The sequence below is a fragment of the Streptomyces sp. WMMC500 genome (assembly GCF_027497195.1).
GTDB lineage: Bacteria > Actinomycetota > Actinomycetes > Streptomycetales > Streptomycetaceae > Streptomyces.
In genome coordinates this window covers 125220-146457 of the sequence record NZ_CP114905.1, presented here as the reverse complement: position 1 = coordinate 146457, position 21238 = coordinate 125220, and the positions used below count along the sequence as shown (strand labels likewise).

At 74.0% G+C, this 21238-nt stretch carries 19 protein-coding genes; 9 read left to right on the top strand and 10 right to left on the bottom strand.

The annotated features are described in order from the left end of the window. The first annotated feature begins 192 nt into the window (after positions 1-192). Complete coding sequence (locus O7599_RS00625) at positions 193-1251, top strand: glycoside hydrolase family 5 protein (protein WP_281620060.1); 1059 nt, start codon at positions 193-195, stop codon at positions 1249-1251. A 154-nt stretch (positions 1252-1405) separates the two neighbouring features. Here the strand turns inward: O7599_RS00625 and O7599_RS00620 are convergent, their stop codons facing one another. Together O7599_RS00620 and O7599_RS00615 are read right to left on the bottom strand one after the other, a co-directional pair. After that, the gene (locus O7599_RS00620; RefSeq protein ID WP_281620059.1) at positions 1406-2278 is read right to left on the bottom strand and encodes an NAD(P)-dependent oxidoreductase; all 873 of its coding nucleotides are present in this window, start codon (positions 2276-2278) and stop codon (positions 1406-1408) included. A 59-nt stretch (positions 2279-2337) separates the two neighbouring features. After that, entirely contained in the window at positions 2338-3168 is an 831-nt protein-coding gene (locus O7599_RS00615; protein ID WP_281620058.1) for an aldo/keto reductase, read from the bottom strand. A gap of 60 nt (positions 3169-3228) precedes the next feature. Here O7599_RS00615 and O7599_RS00610 point away from each other — a divergent pair, with 60 nt between their 5' ends. From O7599_RS00610 to O7599_RS00600, 3 genes are all read left to right on the top strand, one after another. Next, positions 3229-3855, top strand: a complete 627-nt coding sequence (locus O7599_RS00610) for a TetR/AcrR family transcriptional regulator (protein ID WP_281620057.1) — start codon at positions 3229-3231, stop codon at positions 3853-3855. A gap of 245 nt (positions 3856-4100) precedes the next feature. After that, positions 4101-4733, top strand: coding sequence for a sigma-70 family RNA polymerase sigma factor (locus tag O7599_RS00605; RefSeq protein ID WP_281620056.1), 633 nt, complete (start codon positions 4101-4103; stop codon positions 4731-4733). After that, positions 4733-5773: a hypothetical protein gene (locus O7599_RS00600; protein WP_281620055.1), complete on the top strand. Its 1041-nt coding sequence runs from the start codon at positions 4733-4735 to the stop codon at positions 5771-5773. Before O7599_RS00605 ends, O7599_RS00600 begins: the two co-directional genes overlap by 1 nt. Positions 5774-5825: 52 nt before the next feature. Here O7599_RS00600 and O7599_RS00595 read toward each other — a convergent pair whose 3' ends face one another. Continuing rightward, positions 5826-6116, bottom strand: a complete 291-nt coding sequence (locus tag O7599_RS00595) for a hypothetical protein (RefSeq protein ID WP_281620054.1) — start codon at positions 6114-6116, stop codon at positions 5826-5828. Between the two features lie 75 nt (positions 6117-6191). On the opposite strand from O7599_RS00595, the gene O7599_RS00590 reads away from it, so the two are divergent. Beyond that, positions 6192-6995: a class I SAM-dependent methyltransferase gene (locus O7599_RS00590; RefSeq protein WP_281620053.1), complete on the top strand. Its 804-nt coding sequence runs from the start codon at positions 6192-6194 to the stop codon at positions 6993-6995. A gap of 7 nt (positions 6996-7002) precedes the next feature. Here O7599_RS00590 and O7599_RS00585 read toward each other — a convergent pair whose 3' ends face one another. Continuing rightward, on the bottom strand, positions 7003-8061 hold the full coding sequence (locus tag O7599_RS00585; RefSeq protein ID WP_281620052.1) for a SpoIIE family protein phosphatase: 1059 nt from the start codon (positions 8059-8061) through the stop codon (positions 7003-7005). A 396-nt stretch (positions 8062-8457) separates the two neighbouring features. Here O7599_RS00585 and dnaE point away from each other — a divergent pair, with 396 nt between their 5' ends. Then, positions 8458-12000: a DNA polymerase III subunit alpha gene (gene dnaE / locus O7599_RS00580; protein WP_281620051.1), complete on the top strand. Its 3543-nt coding sequence runs from the start codon at positions 8458-8460 to the stop codon at positions 11998-12000. A gap of 15 nt (positions 12001-12015) precedes the next feature. Here dnaE and O7599_RS00575 read toward each other — a convergent pair whose 3' ends face one another. After that, positions 12016-12708, bottom strand: coding sequence for an SDR family NAD(P)-dependent oxidoreductase (locus O7599_RS00575; RefSeq protein WP_281620050.1), 693 nt, complete (start codon positions 12706-12708; stop codon positions 12016-12018). 93 nt (positions 12709-12801) lie between these two features. On the opposite strand from O7599_RS00575, the gene O7599_RS00570 reads away from it, so the two are divergent. Next, positions 12802-13185, top strand: coding sequence for a MerR family transcriptional regulator (locus tag O7599_RS00570; RefSeq protein ID WP_281623666.1), 384 nt, complete (start codon positions 12802-12804; stop codon positions 13183-13185). A gap of 18 nt (positions 13186-13203) precedes the next feature. Here the strand turns inward: O7599_RS00570 and O7599_RS00565 are convergent, their stop codons facing one another. Further along, complete coding sequence (locus O7599_RS00565) at positions 13204-15231, bottom strand: BTAD domain-containing putative transcriptional regulator (RefSeq protein ID WP_281620049.1); 2028 nt, start codon at positions 15229-15231, stop codon at positions 13204-13206. 48 nt (positions 15232-15279) lie between these two features. Between O7599_RS00565 and O7599_RS00560 the strand changes: the two genes are divergently transcribed. After that, positions 15280-16788, top strand: a complete 1509-nt coding sequence (locus tag O7599_RS00560) for an MFS transporter (RefSeq protein ID WP_281620048.1) — start codon at positions 15280-15282, stop codon at positions 16786-16788. Positions 16789-16804: 16 nt separating this feature from the next. Here the strand turns inward: O7599_RS00560 and O7599_RS00555 are convergent, their stop codons facing one another. From O7599_RS00555 to O7599_RS00540, 4 genes are all read right to left on the bottom strand, one after another. Continuing rightward, the gene (locus O7599_RS00555) at positions 16805-17188 is read right to left on the bottom strand and encodes a VOC family protein (RefSeq protein WP_281620047.1); all 384 of its coding nucleotides are present in this window, start codon (positions 17186-17188) and stop codon (positions 16805-16807) included. Between the two features lie 64 nt (positions 17189-17252). Then, positions 17253-18077, bottom strand: a complete 825-nt coding sequence (locus O7599_RS00550) for a siderophore-interacting protein (protein ID WP_281620046.1) — start codon at positions 18075-18077, stop codon at positions 17253-17255. Continuing rightward, on the bottom strand, positions 18074-19129 hold the full coding sequence (locus tag O7599_RS00545) for an ABC transporter substrate-binding protein (protein ID WP_281620045.1): 1056 nt from the start codon (positions 19127-19129) through the stop codon (positions 18074-18076). Before O7599_RS00545 ends, O7599_RS00550 begins: the two co-directional genes overlap by 4 nt. A gap of 126 nt (positions 19130-19255) precedes the next feature. Beyond that, a complete protein-coding gene (locus O7599_RS00540) occupies positions 19256-20425 on the bottom strand; it encodes an MFS transporter (RefSeq protein WP_281620044.1) in 1170 nt (389 codons plus the stop codon). 53 nt (positions 20426-20478) lie between these two features. Between O7599_RS00540 and O7599_RS00535 the strand changes: the two genes are divergently transcribed. Further along, positions 20479-21237 (top strand): helix-turn-helix transcriptional regulator, encoded by a 759-nt coding sequence (locus O7599_RS00535; protein WP_281620043.1) that lies wholly within the window; start codon positions 20479-20481, stop codon positions 21235-21237. Position 21238: the final 1 nt, after the last annotated feature.

The window sequence follows — 21238 nt, the reverse complement described above, 5'->3', positions numbered from 1 at the left end:
TCGACTCCTCGATCGGCCCGGGGATCTCGTCGGGCACGCTACCCGCCGCCACCGGCAGCGCGCGGGGCCTTCGGCCCGTACGGGGTGGGCCGCCGGCAACGGTCCCTGCCGTGGGCCTTGACGCGCCGCCGTCGGAATGGAGGAATGGGAGCGCTCCCATTGTTTTCTTCTCCGACCTGCGAGGAGCCGCACATGAGCGCACCGAGAACCACACCCCCCACCGCTCGCGGACACCGCCGGCGCGGCCGGACCCGCGGCGGACGCCTCCTGCTCGCCGCCCTGCTCGCCCTGGCCGCCGCCGTCGCCGGGTTCGGGTCCGGCGCCCGGGCGGAGCCCGCCGCCGCGGCCGTGGGCCTGCACACCGAGGGCGGGCGGCTGCTGGAGGGCAACGGCAACGACTTCGTGCTGCGGGGCGTGAACCACCCGCACGCCTGGTACACCGGCGAACTGGACTCGCTGCGCGAGATCAAGCAACTGGGCGCGAACAGCGTGCGGGTGGTCCTGGCCACCGGCGACCGCTGGCCGCGCAGTGAGGTCGCCGACGTCGACAACGTTGTCTCCCAGTGCAAGGCGAACCGTCTCATCTGCGTGCTGGAGGTCCACGACACCACCGGCTACGGCGAGGAGGGCGCCGCCGTCTCCCTCGACCGCGCCGCCGACTACTGGATCAGCGTCCGCGACGCCCTCGTCGGCGAGGAGGACTACGTCATCGTCAACCTCGGCAACGAGCCGCACGGCAACCAGGGCTACGAGCGCTGGACGGCCGACACCCGGGGAGCCATCGCCAAGCTGCGCGCCGCGGGGCTCCAGCACACCCTGATGGCGGACGCTCCCAACTGGGGCCAGGACTGGACGAACACGATGCGCGGCAACGCCCGCTCCGTCGCCGACTCCGACCCGCAGGGCGACACGATCTTCTCGATCCACATGTACGGCGTCTACGACACCGCCGCGGAGATCGAGGACTACCTGACGTCGTTCACCGAGGCGGGGCTGCCCATCGCCGTCGGCGAGTTCGGGCACAACCACTCCGACGGCAATCCCGACGAGGACGCCATCATGCGGCTCACCCGGGAACTGGGCCTCGGTTACCTGGGCTGGTCGTACAGCGGCAACGGCGGGGGCGTGGAGTACCTCGACATGGTGAGGGGCTTCGACCCAGCCGCGCTGACGGACTGGGGACAGCGCTTCTTCAACGGCACGGACGGCATCGCGGCCACCGCGAAGGAGGCCACCGTCTACGGCGGCTGAGGCGACGGCACCGCGTCCCCGCCCGGCGGTACGGGCCGGCCGCCGGGCGGGGAGCGGCGCCCGGCCGCCGCCCGGCCCGCACCCCCCGCTCCGTGCGCACCGCCGCGTCGTAGCGCCCGCACGCCGCCTCCGCGGTCTCCGTCCGGGCCGCCGTTCAGTCCTTCCCGCCCCTCGCCCCGCCGAAGCTCGTGTACACCGCGGCCAGGTCCTCGCCTCCGTGCCCCGCCTCCGACGCCTTCCCGTAGAGCGCCCGCAGCGCCCCCAGGAGCGTCGTGTCGACACCGGCGTCCCGGGCCGCGCCGTCGATCAGGTCCACGTCCTTCAGCGCCGCGTCGAGCGCGAACTGGGACTCGTACGCGCCCGCGAGCATCCCCTCGCCCTTCGCGTGCGCGTACGCGCAGTCCGCGGGCGCGCCCTCGATGGCCGCGAGGAACAGCTTCGGATCCAGCCCGAGCGACCCGGCCAGGGCCAGCGACTGTGCCGCGGCCGCGGTGATCGAGGCGATCCAGGCGTTGCACGCCAGCTTCAGCGCCGTCCCCGCGCCGACCTCGGGCCCCGTCCACACCGACTTCACCGAGACGGCCGCGGTCACCGGCTCGATCCGGGCGAACACGGCCGGGTCGCCCGCCGTCAGCAGCGTCAGCCGGCCGGTCTCCGCGGGCTGCCTGGTGCCCAGCAGCATCGCCTCCACCAGCGTGCGCCCCGCCCCCGCGGCCAGCTCGGCGGCCTGGCGCGTCCCCTCGGGGCCGATGGTGGCCGTCTGCACCCACACGGCGTCCTCCGGCGACGCCGCCAGCGCGTCACCCAGGACGGCGAGCACGGCCTGAGCGTCGTACACCGCGATCAGCACCGCGTCGGCGTCGCGCACGGCCTCCTCCGCGCTCGCCGCGATCCGCGCGCCGTCGGCGGCGAGCGGCCGGGCGCGCTGCGGCGTGCGGTTCCACACGGTCACCTCGACGCCGTCGCGGAGCAGCGAGCGTGCCATGCCCGCGCCCATCACGCCCGTTCCCAGTACTGCTGCTTTCACCTTCCGGACTCCTCCGTTGTCGCTCGGCGGTGCGGCGCCGTACCCGGCGGACCGCCCGGTCAGAACTCCTCGTGCACGTCCGGGTCGCCGCCCATGCGCCGCCGCGGCCGGCCGGCGACGGCGGCCATCTCGGCGGCGGACAGCTCGAAGCCGAAGACGTCGAGGTTCTCGCGCTGCCGCACGGGGTCCGCGGACTTCGGGATGGGCACGGCGTCGAGCTGCGTGTGCCAGCGCAGCACCGCCTGGGCGGGCGTCACGCCGTGCGCCTCGGCCACCCGGGCGATCGCCGGGTCGGCCAGCACGTCGGTGCCGCGGCCGAGCGGGCTCCAGCTCTCGGTGACGATGCCCTTCTCGGCGTGGTGGGACCGCAGCTCCTCCTGCGGGAAATGCGGGTGCAGCTCGATCTGGTTGACCGCCGGGACCACCCCGGTCTCCCGCTCCAGCCGGTCCAGTTGCGCGACCGTGAAGTTGGAGACGCCGATGGAGCGTACGAGATCCTCCTCGCGGAGCTTGATCATCGCGCGCCAGGAGTCGGTGTACTTGTCCACCTCCGGCAGCGGCCAGTGGATCAGATACAGGTCGACGTAGCCCACGCCGAGCCGCTTGCGGGACTCCTCGAAGGACGCGAGCGTCTCCTCGTAGCCGTGGTGGCGGCCGGGGAGCTTGGTCGTGACGACGACGTCCTGGCGCGGCACGCCGCTGCGGGCGATGCCGCGGCCGGTGCCCGTCTCGTTGCCGTAGTTGAGCGCGGTGTCGACCAGCCGGTAGCCGGTCTCCAGGGCGGTGGCGACCGCCCGCTCGGCCTGCGCGTCGTCCATCGGATACGTGCCGAGGCCGAGGGCGGGGAACTTCGTACCGTCGTTGAGCCTGCGGACCGGGACGCTGGTCACACGTGCTCCTTCCCTTTATCGTACGGTGCGTTCAGTATAGGGCGGACGCCGGAGGCCGGCATGGGCGAAACGGGTGGGTCGCGCGCCCCCCGGGGCCGGCCGCGCAGCGAGCGGGCCAGGGCCGCGGTGCTCGCCGCCGCCACCGAGCTGCTGATCTCCGGCGGGGTGCAGGCGGTCACCATGGAGGCGATCGCCGCCCGCGCGCGGGTCAGCAAGTCGACGGTCTACAAGTGGTGGCCCACGCGCGGGTACGTGATGCTCGACAGTCTGGCGCACGTGACCGGGCCGGCCCCGGCCGGGACCGCCGCCGGTGGGCCCCTCGCCGACGCCCTCGCCGCCGAGGTCGGCGCGCTCGTCCGGGCCTTCCGCGACACCGCCGCCGGGCCCCTGGTGGCCGACCTCGCCGCCGCCGCGCAGGCCGACCCCGGCATCCGTGCCGCGCTCGACGAGCGGTGGGTGCGCCCGCGCCGCGCCGCCTGCGCCCGGCTGCTCCACGACGCCGTCGACCGCGGCGAACTGCGGCAGGACACCGATGTCGCCGCCGCCCTCGACCAGCTCTTCGCACCCGTCTACCACCGGCTGCTCCTCGGCCACGCCCCGCTCGCGGACGGCCTCGCCGCCACCCTCGTACGCCACCTCCTCGACGGCCTCGGCGCCGGCCCCGGGCGGCCGGAAGAAGATCGGTGATCAACCGGGCGACAGCCCCGTACACGCCCTCTTCGGTGCAAGAACTCCCTTACGTCCCAAGGGGTATGGGTCCGCGTCCGCGGACTGGACGCGATCCCGCGGCGGGCCGTAGCGTGCTCTTCCGCGCGGGCGGACAGCGAAGGCATGTGGTCGGCCTCCCGATAAACCGGCACCTGGGGGGTGCTTACCGAATGGATCCGTTTTGTGTGCGCCATAACAGAGCGCCACGGGCGGGCTGACCAGGCATGACAGAAGCTGACGCACCGATCGCGGAGGCGATACGCGCGGCCAGGGCCGGCGACGAGACCGCGTTCGTGCTGCTGTACAGAACGGTGCACCCCTGCCTCGTCCGCTACGTCGGCACGCTCGTCGGCGACGCGGCGGGAGACGGCGACGCGGAGGAGGTCACCGCGGGCGCGTGGCGGGAGATCGCCCGCGAGCTCCCCGCGTTCGGCGGCGACGCCATCGGCTTTCGCGCCTGGTGTGCCCGCATCGCCCGTACGCGCGCACTGGCGCACCTGCGCGACCGCCCGGCGCCTCGCGCCCGCGGGCCGCAGTCTCCAGGCGGTGGCCCGCCCCCCGGGCGGGGCACCGGGACGGGCCCGGAGCGGCCGGAGGGCGGGCGTACCCTTGCCCTGATCGCCTGGCTGCCGCGCGCGGAAGCCGACGCCGTCGCGCTGCGGGCGATCGTGGGGCTGGACGCCGAGCGAGCCGCCTACGTCCTCGGCACGAGCCCCGCCGCGGCCCGCTCCGCCACCCTGCGCGGCCTGCGTCTGCTGGCGGACCAACTCGGCGACGCCGCGGCCGGAGCCTTGCAGAGCGGCGCACCGGCGGGTGACGTGGCCTTCGCGGCCACGTGGATGCTCAGGGGTATGTGATGGGCGACGACGACCGGAACACCTGGCTCGACCAGCGCGCCGCCGAGCGGCTCCTCGCCGGTGAGCAGGTGGACGCCGGCGCGCTGACGCCCGCCGACCGGCACACCGCCGAGCGGCTGGCCGCGCTGCTGGACACCGCCGCCCGGGCCGGCCGCCCGGCGCTCGACACCGAACTGCCGGGGGAGCAGGCGGCGCTGGCCGCCTTCCGCGCCGCACGCGCCGCGCCGCCCGCGGGCTCCGCGGACACCGCGCGCAACGGCCATACCGTCAACGGCGAGCCGGCCCACGGCCCGGCGGCCACCGGCCGGCCGGTGAACAGCCGGTCGGTGAACGGACCGGCGGCCAACGGCACCGCTCGCGGGGCCCGGGTGCCGGCGCGGCGGGTGCCGGCCGAACCGGTGGTGCGGCTCGCGTCCCCCGCCCCCGTACACGGTACGCCGCGGCGGCTGCGGCGCCTGCGCACCGCCGCCGCGGTCGTCGCCGCGTGCTGCGTGCTCGGCGGCGTCGTCCTCGCGGCCGGCGCGGTCCTGCGCACGGCTCCCGCCGCACCCGGGCCGTCCACCGGCCCCGCGGTCTCGCCGACGTCCACCGCCGAGCCGGAGCCCACCGGCGACTACGCCAACGAGGGCGCCGCGTCCGCCGGCGGCAGCCGGCTGGACGACAGACCCGAGGGCAGGCGCGACGAGCCGGACACCGGCACGGCACCCGGCGGCGGAGCCGACGACGCCGCGGAGCCGGACGGGACGCGGGACGAGGACGCGGGCCAGGGCGGCTCCGGCGGCGAGGGGGAGGAAGAGGGCACCAAGGGCAAGTCGGTGGAGCGGCTGTGCGAGAAGTTCTTCGCCGTACGCGACGGCAAGGAGAAGGTCAAGGACAAGAAGTCGTGGAACCGGCTGGTCCGCGAGGCCGGCGGCGAGCGTGCGATCGCCGCCTACTGCGAGAAGCACTTCGGCAACGACAGCGGGGGCGACGGCGGTAACGGCGACGACGGCAACGGCGACGAGGACGATGGCGACGACGAAGACGGAGACGACGACTGAACCGCCCGAGCGACGGCACCGGTCACACGGGCGCGACGGGTCCGTGCGCGCCTCACTCGAACTGCGTCAGCACCATCGTCACCAGCCACAGCACGATGGCGCACGCGATCGTGATCGCCGGCCAGCTCCGGGCCGTCTCGCCCAGCGGATGCCGCCGGCTGACCGACGTCCACACGACCCAGAACGCCTCCGCCTCGGCGGGCTCCACGCGCTCGCCGTCCAGCAGCCACAGCGCGGTCCCGTCGGCGCGCGGCGCGGGTAAGCCGGAGGGCGCGCGGTCGTCGCGCGCCTGCTCGACCTCCCTCACCAGCCGGCCGCCGCAGTAGCTCTCGCGTCGGATCACGGGGGCGTTCCTCTCGGTGGCGGCTGCCGCGGAAATGCCGATGCCCGCGCAGGAAGCCGATCATAAGGTGGGGCGGTGACAGACGACGAACGCGAGCGGCTGCGCGCCACCTTCACCGAGGCGCCGGAGCTGTACGACCGCGCCCGCCCCCGCTACCCCCGGGCGATGTACGACGACCTCGCCGTCGCCGCCCCCGCCGGGCTCGGGCCGGGGTGCCGGGTGCTGGAGATCGGCTGCGGCACCGGGCAGGCGACCGTGCCGCTGGCCGAGCGCGGCTGCCGGGTGACCGCGGTGGAGCTGGGCGCGGACATGGCGCGGGTGGCGCGCCGCAACCTCGCCGGGTTCCCGGACGTGGACGTCGAGAACGCGGCGTTCGAACAGTGGCCGCTGCCGCCGGAGCCGTTCGACGTGGTGCTCGCCGCCACCGCGTTCGCCTGGGTCGACCCCGCGGTCCGGGCGCCGAAGTCGGCGGACGCGCTGCGCCCCGGCGGGGTGCTGGCCACCATCCGCACCCACCATGTGGCCGGCGGCAGCGAGGAGTTCTTCGCCGAGGCGCAGGGCTGCTACGAGCGCTTCGACCCCGCCACGCCGCCGGGCCTGCGCCTGCGGCCCGCGTCGGCGGTCCCCGAGGACCGCGACGACCTCCGCGGCGAGAAGCGCTTCGCGGCACCGGTCTTCCACCGCTACGAGTGGGAACTGCCGTACTCCACCGCGGAGTACCTCGACCTGCTGCGCACGTACTCCGGCCACCGGCTGCTGCCGGCCCCGGCCCGGGACGCCCTGCTGGCCTGCCTCGCCGGCCTCATCGACGGACGCCACGGCGGCCGCATCGTCAAGCGCTACCTGACCGAGCTGCGGATCGCCCGCCGCGTCGGCTGACGTGCCGTCAGCCGTCCCGGTAGCGCAGCAGCAGCATCGCCGCGTCGTCGTGCAGCGGCGCCCGGACGTGCTCGATCACATCCTGGCGCAGCGCGGTCAGCGCCCCCTCGGGATCGGGGTCCTTGAGCAGCCCGGCACGGTGCTCCAGCGGGTAGAAGGCCCCGGCGCGGTCGCGGGCCTCGGTGACGCCGTCGGTGTAGAACAGCAGTTGGTCCCCGGGCAGGAACCCCGCCGTGTGCGGCTCCGGCCGGGCGACGCCGTGCTCCCCGAGGCCGAGGGGTAAGGCCCGCTGCGGCGGCGCGAGATAGCGCACGTCACCGTCCTGGCGCACGGCCAGCGGCGCGGGGTGGCCGAAGTTGAGCAGCGTCACCTCCTGGCCGGTGCCCACCTCGGCGAGGATGGCGGTGACGAACTTCTCGCCGTCGAGCTGCCGGTCGAGGGCGCGCTCCAGCCGTTCCCCGACGGCCGTCAGGTCCGGTTCGTCGTATGCCGCCTCGCGGAAGGCGCTGAGCACCACCGCCGCGGTCTCCACCGCCTCGAGTCCCTTGCCCTGCACGTCCCCGACGATGAGCCGGACGCCCGCCGGCGAGGTCACCACTTCGTACAGGTCGCCGCCGATCCGCGCCTCGGCCACGGCCGAGGTGTACGAGACCGCCGCCCGCAGCAGTCCCGCGCTGCGCGGCACCGGGCGCAGCAGCACGCGCTGCGCCACCTCGGCTATCGACCGCACGCTGGCCAGCTCCTCCTCGCGCCGGTGCCGCATCCGCACCGCCAGCAGCGAGGCGATCGTGACGCCGACGACGGACAGCAGGGCTATGTAGCCGCGCCGCGAGTCGAACATCACGTCCGATATGCCGAGCAGCACGACCAGCACCAGCGCGATCACACCGACGGCAACCGTGCGCCGCCAGCCCCCGACCAGGCCGGCGAAGGCCGGCCCCAGCGAGACCAGGGGCAGGAACCCGGCAGTCTGCCCGGCCGTGACGTCCGCGAGGGCGACACAGGCCATCGCGGCGTACGGCAGTGCGTACAGCGTTCGGTGATGCGGCAACTTCCGGTCGGTCATGCGCTACTCGCTACTCCAGCCGCTTTTCTCGGCTCTGCACCTCGGACGGCGCGGAGTTACGGCCCCCGTTACGGCCGGCCCCACCCCGTGAGGCTAGGCAAGGATCGGCCCATCCGGGACCGATGCGGCCGAATCGTTGCCTGTCCGGCACCGGGACCGGCGGGCGGGCGTCCGCGGCCGGACGCCACACCCGCGACCGGGCCGCGCGCGGCGCCCGTCGTCATCGGCCCGGGAGCGCGGCGCCAGCGCGTGGCCCCCCTCGCGTCCCGAGGGCTGAAGCAGCCTCTCCGGTACAACGCGGAGTTGTCCACGTGCGCAGGTCTGTTGTTTGAAACGGCCGCTGAGTTGGGGATTTGATGGCGGCTCCGACAACGCCCCGTTGTGTGAGGAGCAGCCGTGGCCAAGCCGCCTTTTACGCATCTGCATGTGCACACGCAGTATTCGCTGCTGGACGGGGCGGCGCGGTTGAAGGACATGTTCGCGGCGTGTCGTGAGATGGGGATGTCGCATATTGCGATGACGGATCACGGGAATCTGCACGGTGCGTATGACTTTTTCGCGCAGGCGACGGCGGCGGGGGTGACGCCGATCATCGGGATCGAGGCGTATGTGGCGCCGGAGTCGCGGCGGAACAAGCGGAAGGTGCAGTGGGGGCAGCCGCATCAGAAGCGTGATGACGTGTCGGGTTCTGGTGGGTATACGCACAAGACGATCTGGGCGTCGTCGCGTACGGGGCTGCACAATCTGTTCCGGTTGTCGTCGGATGCGTACAAGGAGGGGTGGCTGCAGAAGTGGCCGCGGATGGACAAGGAGGTGATCGCGGAGCATGCGGAGGGGTTGATCGCTTCTACGGGGTGTCCGTCGGGTGAGGTGCAGACGCGGTTGCGGCTGGGGCAGTTCGACGAGGCGCTGGCGGCGGCGGCGTGGTATCAGGAGGTGTTCGGGAAGCAGCGGTATTTCCTGGAGTTGATGGATCACGGGATCGAGATCGAGCGGCGGGTGCGGGACGGGCTGCTGGAGATCGGGCGGAAGCTGGGGATTCCGCCGCTGGTGACGAATGACTCGCATTACACGTATGCGCAGGAGGCGGGGGCGCATGATGCGTTGTTGTGTATTCAGACGGGGAAGAACCTGTCGGATCCGGATCGGTTCAGGTTCGACGGGACGGGTTATTACCTGAAGTCGACCGAGGAGATGTATGCGGTCGATTCGTCGGATGCGTGGCAGGAGGGGTGTGCGAACACGCTGCTGGTGGCGGAGCAGATCGACACCGCGGGGTGGTTCGAGAAGCGGGACCTGATGCCCAGGTTCGAGGTCCCCGACGGCTACACCGAGGTCACCTGGTTCCGCGAGGAAGTGTGGAACGGGATGCGCCGCCGCTACCCGGACGGCTGGGAAGAGCACTACCGGAAGCAGGCGGAGTACGAGATGGACGTCATCATCCAGATGGGGTTCCCGGGGTACTTCCTGGTGGTCGCAGACTTCATCATGTGGGCGAAGAACAACGGGATCGCGGTGGGGCCGGGGCGTGGTTCGGCGGCGGGTTCGATCGTGTCGTACGCGATGGGGATCACGGACCTCGATCCGATCGAGCACGGGCTGATCTTCGAGCGGTTCCTGAATCCGGAGCGGGTGTCGATGCCGGATGTGGACATCGACTTCGACGAGCGCAGGCGGGCGGAGGTGATCCGCTATGTGACGGAGAAGTACGGTGCCGACAAGGTCGCGATGATCGGTACGTACGGGACGATCAAGGCGAAGAACGCGATCAAGGACTCCGCGCGGGTGCTCGGCTATCCGTACGCGATGGGCGACCGCATCACCAAGGCCATGCCCGCCGACGTGCTCGGCAAGGGCATCCCGCTGTCCGGCATCACCGACCCCGACCACCCCCGGTACTCCGAGGCCGGCGAGGTCCGCGGCCTGTACGAGAACGAGCCGGACGTGAAGAAGGTGATCGACACCGCGCGGGGCGTGGAGGGCCTGGTGCGGCAGATGGGGGTGCACGCGGCGGGTGTGATCATGTCCAGCGAGCCGATCGTGGACCACGTCCCGGTCTGGGTGCGGCACACCGACCAGGTGACGATCACGCAGTGGGACTACCCGACGTGTGAGTCGCTCGGCCTGCTGAAGATGGACTTCCTGGGCCTGCGGAACCTGACCATCATGGACGACGCCGTCAAGATGGTGAAGCAGAACAAGGGCCGGGAGATCGAGCTGCTCTCCCTGCCGCTCGACGACCCCACGACCTTCGAACTGCTCGGCCGCGGCGACACCCTCGGCGTCTTCCAGTTCGACGGCAGTGCGATGCGCTCGCTGCTCCGGCTGATGCGCCCCGACCACTTCGAGGACATCACCGCCGTCACCGCTCTCTACCGGCCGGGCCCCATGGGCATGAACTCCCACATCAACTACGCCCTGCGCAAGAACGGCCGCCAGGAGATCACCCCGATCCACCCGGCGCTGGCGGAGCCCCTCAAGGAAGTCCTCGACATCACCTACGGCCTCGTCGTCTACCAGGAGCAGGTACAGAAGGCCGCGCAGGTCCTCGCCGGCTACAGCCTCGGCCAGGCGGACCTGCTGCGCCGGGCGATGGGCAAGAAGAAACAGGAAGTGCTCGACAAGGAGTTCGTCCCGTTCCGGGACGGCTGCCGGCAGCACGGCTATCCGGACGAGGCGGTGCAGGCGGTCTGGGACGTCCTGGTGCCCTTCGCGGGTTACGCGTACAACAAGGCCCACGCGGCGGCGTACGCGCTCGTCTCCTACTGGACGGCGTATCTCAAGGCGAACTATCCGGCCGAGTACATGGCCGCGCTGCTGACGTCCGTGCGCGACGACAAGGACAAGTCGGCGATCTATCTCAACGAGTGCCGCAAGATGGGCATCAAGGTGCTCCCGCCGGACGTCAACGAGTCCGAAGCCGACTTCACCCCCCGCGGCGACGACACGATCGTCTTCGGCCTCTCGGCCGTCCGCAACGTCGGCCGGAACGTGGTGGACTCCATCGTGCGCGGCCGGCAGTCCCACGGGGCCTACCTCTCCTTTCCCGACTACCTCGACAAGTCCGAGCCGGTCGTCTGCAACAAGCGCACCACGGAGTCGCTCATCAAAGCCGGCGCCTTCGACGCCCTCGGCCACACCCGCAAAGGTCTCCTCGCCCGGTACGAGCCGATGATCGACGCCGTCGTCCAGGTCAAGCGGAAGGAGGCCGAGGGGCAGTTCGACCTCTTCGGCGGCATGGGCGACGAGGCGGCGGCGGACGAGCCGGGCTTCGGGCTCGACGTGCAGTTCACCGACGAGGAGTGGGAGAAGTCGTATCTGCTCGCCCAGGAGCGGGAGATGCTCGGGCTCTACGTCTCCGACCACCCGCTGTTCGGCATCGAGCACGTCCTGGGCGACAGGGCCGACGCCGCCATCGCCGCGCTCAACGGCGGTGAGCACGCGGACGGGGCGATCGTGACCATCGGCGGCATCATCTCGGGGCTGCAGCGGAAGATGACCAAGCAGGGCAACGCCTGGGCCATCGCCACCGTCGAGGACCTCGGCGGCTCCCTCGACTGCATGTTCTTCCCGGCCACCTACCAGTTGGTCTCCACCCAGCTCGTCGAGGACGCGATCGTCTTCGTCAAGGGCCGGCTCGACAAGCGCGAGGACGTGCCCCGGCTGGTCGCCATGGAACTCGCCGTCCCCGACCTCAGCACGGCGGGCGAACGCGCCCCCGTCCGCCTCGACATCACCGAGGCCCAGGTCACGCCCGAGTCCGTGGCCCGGCTCAAAGCGGTGCTCCAGGCCCATCCCGGCCCGTCCGACGTGCACCTGCGCGTGCGCGGCCGGACCCGCACGACCGTCTACCGCCTCGGCCACCGCATCGCGCCCCGGCCGGAGTTCTGGGCGGACCTGAAGGCCGCGGTCGCGGTGAGCCGGGAGCCCGGCGCGTAGCGTGTGCCGCGCCGGTCACCCGGGCGGTGGCGCCGCCTTGGCGCCCGCGTGCCGGACGTCGTGCTCCCAGCGCGACCGGGGCTGGGTGTGCAGCCGCCAGTAGTGCTCCGCGATCACGTCCGGGTCGAAGTCCGTGCCGGGCGCCACCGCGCCGTCCACCGTCACCGTCGCGACGTGTACGCCCTGCGGCCCGTACTCCAGGGCGAGCAGCCGCGCCAGCGTGCGCACCCCCGCCTTGCCCAGCGAGAGGCTGACGTACGGCGCCTTCGGCTCGGGCATGCCCCCGGTGATCAGGAACGAGCCGCCGCCGCGCCGGGCCATCGCCGGGGCCAGGTGCGTCGCCGCCGTCAGGGCGCCGCCGACGTTCACGGCCCAGGCGTCCAGCAGGGCGGGCTGCGCCAGTTCGCCGAGCCTGTCGGCCCGGACCAGAGCCGCGTTGTAGACGACGGCGTCGGGCACGCCGAACCTGGCGGTCGCGGTGTCGAGCGCGGTACGCAGTCCCGCCTCGTCGGTGACGTCGGCGGCCAGCGGCAGCACCCCGTACCCCGGCGGTGCCGCCCCGCCCGCCGCCGCGACTCCCGCGGCGACGCCCGTGAGGCTCGGTTCCGAACGCGCCACGAGCGTCACCGGCAGCCCTTCCCGGGCGAACCGGCGGGCGACCGCCGCGCCGATTCCGGGCCCCGCCCCGACGACCACTGCTCCTGCCATGATCTCTCCTCGCCCTCCCGTGGATGACCTGCGGCCTCCGCGACGTTAAGGCGTCACACCGGTGTGAAGGTCAAGCGAGAGGACGGGGACGGCATGCGGATCGGCGAGTTGGCCACCCGGACCGGCGTCAGCCGGCGGCTGCTGCGCTACTACGAGGAGCAGGGGCTGCTGCACCCCGTCCGGGGCTCCAACGGCTACCGCGAGTACGCCGACGCGGACGTCGCCGCCGTGCGCCACATCCGCGTGCTGCTCGACGCGGGCCTGCCCACCGCGGTCATCGCGGGGATCCTGCACTGCGTCGACGACGGCCCCGCGGACCGCCTGGCGACGACCGGCTGCCCCGGGGCGGTGGCCCGGCTGCGCCGCGAGCACGCCAGGATCACCACCGACATCGACCGCCTGGACCGCTCCCGCCGGCTGCTCGACGGCCTCCTGGCCGCCGGCCCTGACCCCGGCACCGGGCCGCGGTCGACCTGAACCCGCCACCCTTGCGCCTCAGCGCGGCGTCGGCCGTCCGCGGGCGGCTTCGTACCAGGCCAGGGAGCCGCTGATGCGCGTGGCCAGGGCCGTCTCGCGGCGGCGGGTGGCGCCGTCGAGGGCCTCGCGCAGGTTGGCGATCTCCGCGTCCAGCCGGCCGATCCAGCGCTGCCGCGCGTGGCCCGCCCGCTCCGACTCGGCGCACTCCGCGAGGCGGGCGTAGTAGTCGTCCCGGCGGCGCAGCACCTCCGCCGTCTCACCGGCCTCCTCCAACCGCTCCCAGGCGTACGCGGCGACCGTCTCCAGCAGCCGGTACCGCTCGCCGTCCCGGGAGACCAGCGACCGGTCGACGAGCCGGGCCAGCAGCCCCGGCACCTCCTCGGCCGTCAGGCCGGCGGGCGGCGCCTGCTCGCCGCCCGCCTCGATGGCCACCGCGCCGTCCGCCGCGCCGCCGGGACCGGTGCCGGAGTCCGCGCAGACGTAGATCGCCCCGCTCAGCGTGCAGCCCGCCCCGTGCACGGCCAGCCGGCGCAGCGCCGCGCCCTCCCGGTCGTCCAGCAGCCGCCAGCTCCATTCGAGCGCCGCCCGCAGCGTGCGCTGCCGCTCCGGCAGGCCGCGCCCGCCGCCGTCCAGGAGCCGGAAGCGGTCGTCGAGCCCGGCGGCCAGGCCCCGCACGCCCAGCCCCCGGACGCGGGACGCGGCCAGCTCCAGCGCCAGCGGGATGCCGTCGAGCCGGCGGCACACCTCGGCGACCTCCGCCGCGTTGCCGGCGCCGAGGGCGAAGCCCGGCGCCGAGGCCGCGGCGCGGTCGGCGAAGAGCCGCACCGCGTCCGCCTCGGCCAGCGGCGCCACCGCCCGTACGACCTCGCCCGCGACGCCCAGCGGCTCCCGGCCGGTGGCCACCACACGCAGCCCGGGCGCCGCCCGCAGCAGCCGGTCGGCGAGCTTGGCGGCCTGGTCGACGACGTGCTCCACGTTGTCGAGCAGCAGCACCGCGGGACCGTCGCCGAGGGCCGCGGCGATCCGGTCCTCGTCCGGCACGCCGAACGCCGTCGCCACCACGTCGGCCACGCTCCCGCCGCCGGCGCCCGCCAGCTCGGCGACGTAGCCCGGCTCGGGCCGGTCGTGCAGGACTGCCAGCGCCAGGCGCGTCTTGCCCACGCCGCCCGGTCCGGTGAGCGTCACCAGCCGCTCCCCGTCGAGCAGCGGCCCGGCCTCCGCGAGCTCCGCCGCCCGGCCGACCAGGGGCGTCAGCGGCGCTGGCAGCCGCGGAGGGCGCAGCCGGGGAGCCGCGGGCGGCGCGGCGGCCAGGGCCTCGTCGCCCGCCAGGAGCCGCTGCTGCAGCCCCGCCAGCTCCGGGCCGGGGTCGAGCCCGGCCTCCTCGCGCAGCCGCAGCCGCAGCGCGCGATAGGCGGCGAGCGCCTCGCTCTGCCGGCCGGAGCCGTACAGCGCCCGCATCAGCAGCCCCGTCAGCCGCTCGCGCAGCGGATGTGCGCCCACCAGGTCCGTCAACTCGGCCACCAGCGGGCCGTGTTCACCCAGGTCCAGGCGCGCCTGCGCCAGCTCCTCCAGCGCGGTCAGCCGCTGCTCCTCCAGCCGCGCGGCGGTGGCGCGGGCGAAGGGCGCGTCCTCGTACGGGCTGAAGGCGGGCCCGCGCCAGAGCGCCAGCGCCTCGGTGAGCAGGTCGGCCGCGCGGGCCGGGCCGGGCGCCGCACGGGCGCGCCGCACCAGCTCCGCGAAGTCCCCGGCGTCGGAGGCGGCCTCCAGCACATACCCCGAGGCGCCCGAGACGACCAGTTCCCGCCCGCCCGGCTCGGCGTCCCCCAGCGCCCGGCGCAGTTGGGAGACCTTCGCCCGGAGCGCACCCGTCGGCTTGCCCGGCGGACGCGCGTCCCACAGATCGTCGACCAGCCGCCACTGCGGCACCGGCCGCCCCTCGCGGGCGAGCAGCGCGGCCAGCAGCACGCGCACCTTCAGCTCCGGGACCCTGACCGGCTGTCCGTCGTCGGTCCAGACCCGCAGCGGACCGAGCACTCCGAAGCGCATGACACCACCATAAGCAAACCCGAACACCGTGCGGCGACCGTGAAGGACATGACGACAACCACCGCCGCCAAGGCCGGCCCCCGCGAGTGGCTCGGTCTGGGAGTTCTCGCCCTGCCCATGCTGCTCGCCTCGGTCGACAACAGCGTGCTCTTCCTGGCGCTGCCTCACCTGACCGCCGACTTGGAGCCGTCCTCCACCCAAGTCCTGTGGATCATGGACGTCTACGGGTTCATGATGGCCGGCTTCCTCATCACCATGGGCACCCTCGGCGACCGGATCGGCCGCCGCCGGCTGCTCACCTTCGGCGCGGTGGCCTTCGGCGCGGCGTCGGTGCTCGCCGCGTACGCCGTCAGCGCCGAGATGCTGATCGCCGCCCGCATGCTGCTCGGCGTCTCCGCCGCCGCGGTGGCGCCCTCGGCGCTGGCGCTGGTCGGCACCATGTTCACCGACGCGCGCCAGCGCGCCTTCGCCATCGGCGTGTTCACCGCCTGCTTCATGGGCGGCGCGGCGCTCGGGCCGGTCGTCGGCGGGGTGATGCTGGAGAACTTCTGGTGGGGCTCGGTGTTCCTCCTCGGCGTGCCGGTGGCGGTGCTGCTGGTGGCCACGGCAGGCCCGCTGCTGCCGGAGTCCGGCGGCGAGGGCGGCGGGCGGCTGGACCCGGCGAGCGTCGCGCTGTCGCTGCTGGCGATCATCCCGCTGGTGTACGGGCTGAAGGAGCTGGCCGACGAGCCGGACGCGCGCGCACTCGGCGCCGTCGCCGCCGGTCTCGCCTTCGGCTACGTCTTCGCCCGCCGCCAGCTCCGGCTGGCCGAACCGCTGCTCGACCTGCGGCTGTTCCGCAACCGCTCGTTCTCCGCCGCGCTGGTGGTCCTGCTCTTCACGATGGTCATGCAGGGCGGCACGTACCTCTTCTTCAGCCAGCACCTCCAGTTGGTCGAGGGCTTCTCACCGCTGAAGGCCGGGGTGTGGATGATGCCGCCCGCGCTCGCGCTGATGGCCGGCTCCCTGCTGGCGCCGGTGCTGGCGCGGAGCATGCGGCCCGCGGTCATCGTCGGGGCCGGGATGGTGGTGTCCACGGCCGGGTTCCTCTACGTCGCCGTCAGTGACGACCTCGTACCCATGGTGATCGGGTTCGCGCTCGGCTTCCTCGGCGCCGCGCCGGTCGCCACGCTGGGGCTGAACCTGATCGTCGGGACGGCACCCGCGGACAAGTCCGGCTCCGCCTCGGCCACCGCGGAGAGCAGCGGCGAGCTGGGCGTCTCGCTGGGCATCGCCACCCTCGGCAGCCTCGGCGCCGCCGTCTACACCGCGAGCGTCGACCTCCCCGCGGGCGCGCCGGAGCGTGCGGAGGAGTCTTTGGCCGACGCCGACGCGGCGGCGGCCGCGCTGCCGGAGCACCTCGGCGGCGAACTCCTCGACGCCGCGCACGCGGCCTTCGCCTCCGGGATGACCGCCATCGCCCTCGTCGCCGCCGGGCTCTGCGCGGCGCTCGCGGTGCTCGCCGGCGTGCTGCTGCGCCATCTGCGCCCGATCGGCGCGGAGGACGCCGACGGCTGAGCCGTACGGCGACGGCTCAGTGCTGCGTCGCCTCCCGCTCCGCCGCGCTGCGCAGCACGCAGAACTCGTTGCCCTCCGGGTCGGCGAGGATCGCCCAGCCCGTGCCGTCCGGGTTGCGGTGGTCGGCGACGAACGTGGCGCCGAGGCCGAGCAGCCGCGCCACCTCCTCCTCGCGCCGGGTCTGCGGGCGCAGGCACAGATGGATCCGGTTCTTGCCCGTCTTGCGCTCCGGCACCTGGTTGAAGTGCAGCACGGGGCCCTCGGGCAGGAGCACCTGCGTCTCCGGCGAGCCCGGTCCGTCCTCCGGATGAACCGGGCTGCCGGTCACCTTGCTCCAGAAGAGGGACAGCTCGTAGGCGTCCGCACAGTCGATCGCGATGTTCTGCACTACCGAGGTCATGGCCGCACCCTGCCCGAGCGACCCGCACGACGCCACCGGATTACGCCCCGGCGGCCCGCCGCCCTCAGGCGTTCTCGGCCGACGCCAGCAACTGGTCCTCCGTGGTGCCGCGGCGCCAGTAGCCGGTGAACGTCACCGCCCCGCGGTCGAAGCCCCGTTCGCGCACCAGATGGCGGCGTACGGCCTTGACCGTCGCCGACTCCCCGGCGACCCAGGCGTACGGCGTGCCACCGGGCAGCTCCGCGGCGGCCACCGCCTCCGGCACCGGCGCGTCCGTGCCGCGCACGAGCCAGGTGACGTGCGCGTCCGCCGGGGTCGGCAGCGCGAGCCGGTCGCCGGCGTAGGCCACCTCGATCCAGGCGCGTACGGGCACGCCCACGGGCAGGGCCGCGAGGATGCCGGCGACGGCGGGCAGCGCGGTCTCGTCGGCGGTGACCAGCATCCAGTCGGTGCCGGCCGGCGGGCGGAAATCGTACGCCACGTTCTCCGCGACGACCGGTGCCAGCACGCAGAGCCGGTCGCCCGGGGCGGCGCGGAGCGCCCAGCGGGACCCGGGGCCGCCCTCGCCGTGCACGGCGAAGTCGACCACGAGCCGGTCCGGGTCGCGGGTGAGGCTGCGCGTCGTGTACGTGCGCATGATGCCGCGCACCTCGGGGTCGAGCGCCTGCCAGGCCGGGTACCAGTTGGTGCCGTCGTCGTTCGGCATGACCGGCGCGTCCTGGCCCGGGTGCGGGAAGAACAGCTTGATGCGCTGGTCGCGTCCGGCGGACTCCATCCGGGCCAGCGCGGGGCCGGCGAACACCACCCGGATCATCGTGGGCGACAGCCGTTCGGCGGCGGCCACGACGAGGTCGAAGAAGCGGAAGGGGGAGGCGGTCACGGTGCTCACCGGACCACCTTCTTCGCGTCGCGCAGGGCGTCGGCGAGCGCCTCGATCAGCGGCGCGTGTCCGGCGTAGCTGTGGTGCGCCTCGCTCTGCCAGGGCATCACCTGCCCGGCGGCGACCGCGGGCAGCCGCCGCCAGGTCGGCTTGGACTCGGCGAGCTGGTCCGGCTGGAGGTTGCCGGTGCGGCGGTCGACCATGATGATGTCGGCCTGGAACCGGTCGACGGTCTCCCAGCTCGACTCCTCCCAGAAGCCGCGCTCGCCGGGGTTGTCCAGGGTGACGAACTCGACGCCGAGCTTCTGGTAATAGCGCAGGTCCCCGAAGTCCTCGGCGACGGCGGCGTACATCAGGTCCGCGCTCGCGGAGACGGCGAGGACCTTCAGGCCGCGGCGGTCCGCGGCGGTCCTGGTCAGCGTCTGCGACGCCTTCTCGAAGCGGGACTTGGCGCGGACGACCTTCTCGGCCTGCGGGTCGGCGCCGAGCGCGGCGGCCAGTTCGGCGTAGCGCCCGATCGCCGTGTCCAGCGAGGTGCCGGAGGTGCGGATGCCGACGGCGGGGGCGAGGGAGGTGATCTCCTCGGTGCTCTCCTCCGGCAGGTACCACAGCACCGGCGGCTCCTGCATGTTGGTGACCAGCAGCTCCGGCTGCAGCGAGGCGTACTTCTCGACGTTGAACTGGCCGTAGGTGTTGCCGATGACGGTCATCTCGTCCACGTCGAGGTCGCCGGCCTGGAGGTCGCGTTCGCCGTCGGGTGTCGTCGTCGGGCCGAAGACGCCGGTGCACTCGATGCCGAAGTCGTGCAGTGCGGCGGCCGACGCGACGTAGCCGACGATGCGCCGGGGGGTGCGGTCCGCCCTGGCCACCTCGCCGCGGTCGTCCTCGAAGCGCCAAGCGCCGTCCGCACCACCGGAGTCCGGTCCGCCGTCGCCGGAGTCGCCGCCGCACGCGGCGAGTACGGCGCCGAGGCCGAGCGCGCCGCCGGCGGCGAGCAGGCCGCGGCGGGAGGGGTGGGCGACGTCGGGGCGTGGCCGGAAACGGCTGTCGCGTATCAGCATGAAGGTTAGGCTAACCTAACTGTCACGGGCCGGGGGAGCGGCCCGGCCCGTGACAGTCGAACGGCCGCCCGTCCCCGCTCCCTTCCCGGTGTCCCCACCCGGACTGACCGCCCCGCGGCGGGGGGTTCAGCGGGGCGTCCCGGGCTCGCGCAGCGGGCCCAGCAGCAACAGCCCCACCGCCGGCAGGGCGATCAGCGGGCTGAGCGCCACGGTCAGCGACGTCGCGTCCGCCAGCGCGCCGATGAGCGGGCCGGCCAGCCCGCCCGCGCTGAGCGCCAGGCCCAGGGTGACCCCGCCGGCGGTGCCGACGTGCCGGGGCAGGTAGTCCTGACCGAGCGTGACGTGCAGCGAGAACGGCACGTACAGCCCCGCAGAGGTGAGGGCCACGAAGACGTAGACCGCGGGGCCCGGCACGAACACCACCCCGGCGACCGCCGGGCCGGCCAGCGCGTACGACCACCGCACCACCGGCAGCCGCCCGAACCGCGACGCCAGCCGCCCGCCCGCCACCGTGCCCACCGCGCCGCCCAGGTACAGCACGAACAGGGCCGCCGACCCCGCCGCCGTACCGCCCGCAGTGCGCTCGGGCACGTACAGCGAGACGAACGCGCTCAGGCCGACGAACACCACCGACCGGCACACCACCGCCCCGGTCAGCCGCGCGAACGACGCCCAGTCGTCCCGGCCCTCCGGCGCGCCCGCCGCGTCCGCGCCCGCCGCCTTCTGCTGCCCGTACGGCTGCAGCGAGCGCAGTGCCGCGGCACACAGCCCCGCCCCCGCCAGCGCCGGCAGCACCAGCAGCGGCGAGGCCCGCAGGCCGCCGGCCGCGGCGACGGCCGCCACCAGCGGGGGAGCGGTGGCGAACCCGAGGTTCCCGCCGAGGGCGAACCACCCCATCGCGGTGTGGCTGCCCGCGCTCGCCCGCCGCGCGACCCGGGCGGCCTCCGGATGGTAGGCGGCGACACCGACGCCGGAGAGCGCGACCACCGCGAGGGTCACGGCGTACGAGCCGGACACCCCCGCCAGCGCCACGCCCGCGCCCGCCGCCAGCGTGCTGACCGGGAGCAGCCACGGCAGCGGGCGCCGGTCGGTCAGCACCCCGAACAGCGGCTGCACCACCGACGACAGCAGCGTGGCCGCCAGTACGACGCCGGAGGCCGCGGCGTAGGAATAGGCCCGCTCGGCGACGAAGAACGGCACCAGCGCCGCCACCGCCCCCTGGTACACGTCGACGCAGGCGTGGCCGGCGGAGAGCAGCGTCAGGGGCCGGAAGCGGGCGGCGCGGGGCTCGGGCATCCTCCGATCGTCACGGAGCCTGCGATGGCGAACTTCCGATAAAATGCCAATCCATGCCGGATATCCGCCACGACCCCGAGGCACCCACCCGGGCCAGGACGCTCGCCGCGGGCGAGCGCATCGACGCGCACCGGCACGACGACCACCAACTCGTCTACGCCGGCTCGGGCGTGCTCGCCGTCACCACCGACTCGGGCACCTGGTTCGCGCCCGGCACCCGCGCGCTGTGGGTGCCCGCGGGCTGCGTCCACGCCCACCGCGCGTACGGCCATCTCGACCTGCACGTGGTCGGCGTGCCCGCGGCCACCGACCCCCTCGGGCTCGGCACGCCCGGCGTCCTGGCCGTCAGCCCGCTGCTGCGCGAGCTGATCCTCGCCTGCACCCGCGACCCGTACCACGACACCCCCGAGCGGCGGCGGCTGCGCACCGTCCTGCTGGACCAGTTGCGCGCCGCCTCCGCCGCCGTCTCCGCCCGGCAGCCCGTGCCGCTGCCCGCACCCGCCGACCCGCGGCTCGCCGCCGTCTGCGACCTGCTCCACGCCGACCCCGCCGACCAGCGCACGCTCGCCGCCCTGGGCCGGGCGACGGGCGCGGGGGAGCGGACGCTCAGCCGCCTCTTCCGCCGCGAGACGGGGATGACGTTCCCGCAGTTCCGTACGCAGGTGCGCCTCTACCACGCGCTGCGGCTGCTCGCCGACGACGTACCGGTGACGACGGTCGCGCACCGCTGCGGCTGGTCCTCGGCGAGCGCCTTCATCGACGTCTACCGCCGCGCCTACGGCACCACGCCGGGCAGCCACCGCCGCGGCTGAG

Bases quoted from the DNA above. Each gene is read 5' to 3' on its own strand.
- O7599_RS00605 (WP_281620056.1), top strand. From the start codon at position 4,101: ATGACAGAAGCTGACGCACCGATCGCGGAGGCGATACGCGCGGCCAGG.
- O7599_RS00560 (WP_281620048.1), top strand. From the start codon at position 15,280: ATGACGACAACCACCGCCGCCAAGGCCGGCCCCCGCGAGTGGCTCGGT.
- O7599_RS00610 (WP_281620057.1), top strand. From the start codon at position 3,229: ATGGGCGAAACGGGTGGGTCGCGCGCCCCCCGGGGCCGGCCGCGCAGC.
- O7599_RS00575 (WP_281620050.1), bottom strand. From the start codon at position 12,708: ATGGCAGGAGCAGTGGTCGTCGGGGCGGGGCCCGGAATCGGCGCGGCG.
- O7599_RS00585 (WP_281620052.1), bottom strand. From the start codon at position 8,061: ATGACCGACCGGAAGTTGCCGCATCACCGAACGCTGTACGCACTGCCG.
- O7599_RS00600 (WP_281620055.1), top strand. From the start codon at position 4,733: ATGGGCGACGACGACCGGAACACCTGGCTCGACCAGCGCGCCGCCGAG.
- O7599_RS00565 (WP_281620049.1), bottom strand. From the start codon at position 15,231: ATGCGCTTCGGAGTGCTCGGTCCGCTGCGGGTCTGGACCGACGACGGA.
- O7599_RS00570 (WP_281623666.1), top strand. From the start codon at position 12,802: ATGCGGATCGGCGAGTTGGCCACCCGGACCGGCGTCAGCCGGCGGCTG.
- O7599_RS00545 (WP_281620045.1), bottom strand. From the start codon at position 19,129: ATGCTGATACGCGACAGCCGTTTCCGGCCACGCCCCGACGTCGCCCAC.
- O7599_RS00535 (WP_281620043.1), top strand. From the start codon at position 20,479: ATGCCGGATATCCGCCACGACCCCGAGGCACCCACCCGGGCCAGGACG.
- O7599_RS00555 (WP_281620047.1), bottom strand. From the start codon at position 17,188: ATGACCTCGGTAGTGCAGAACATCGCGATCGACTGTGCGGACGCCTAC.
- O7599_RS00540 (WP_281620044.1), bottom strand. From the start codon at position 20,425: ATGCCCGAGCCCCGCGCCGCCCGCTTCCGGCCCCTGACGCTGCTCTCC.
- O7599_RS00625 (WP_281620060.1), top strand. From the start codon at position 193: ATGAGCGCACCGAGAACCACACCCCCCACCGCTCGCGGACACCGCCGG.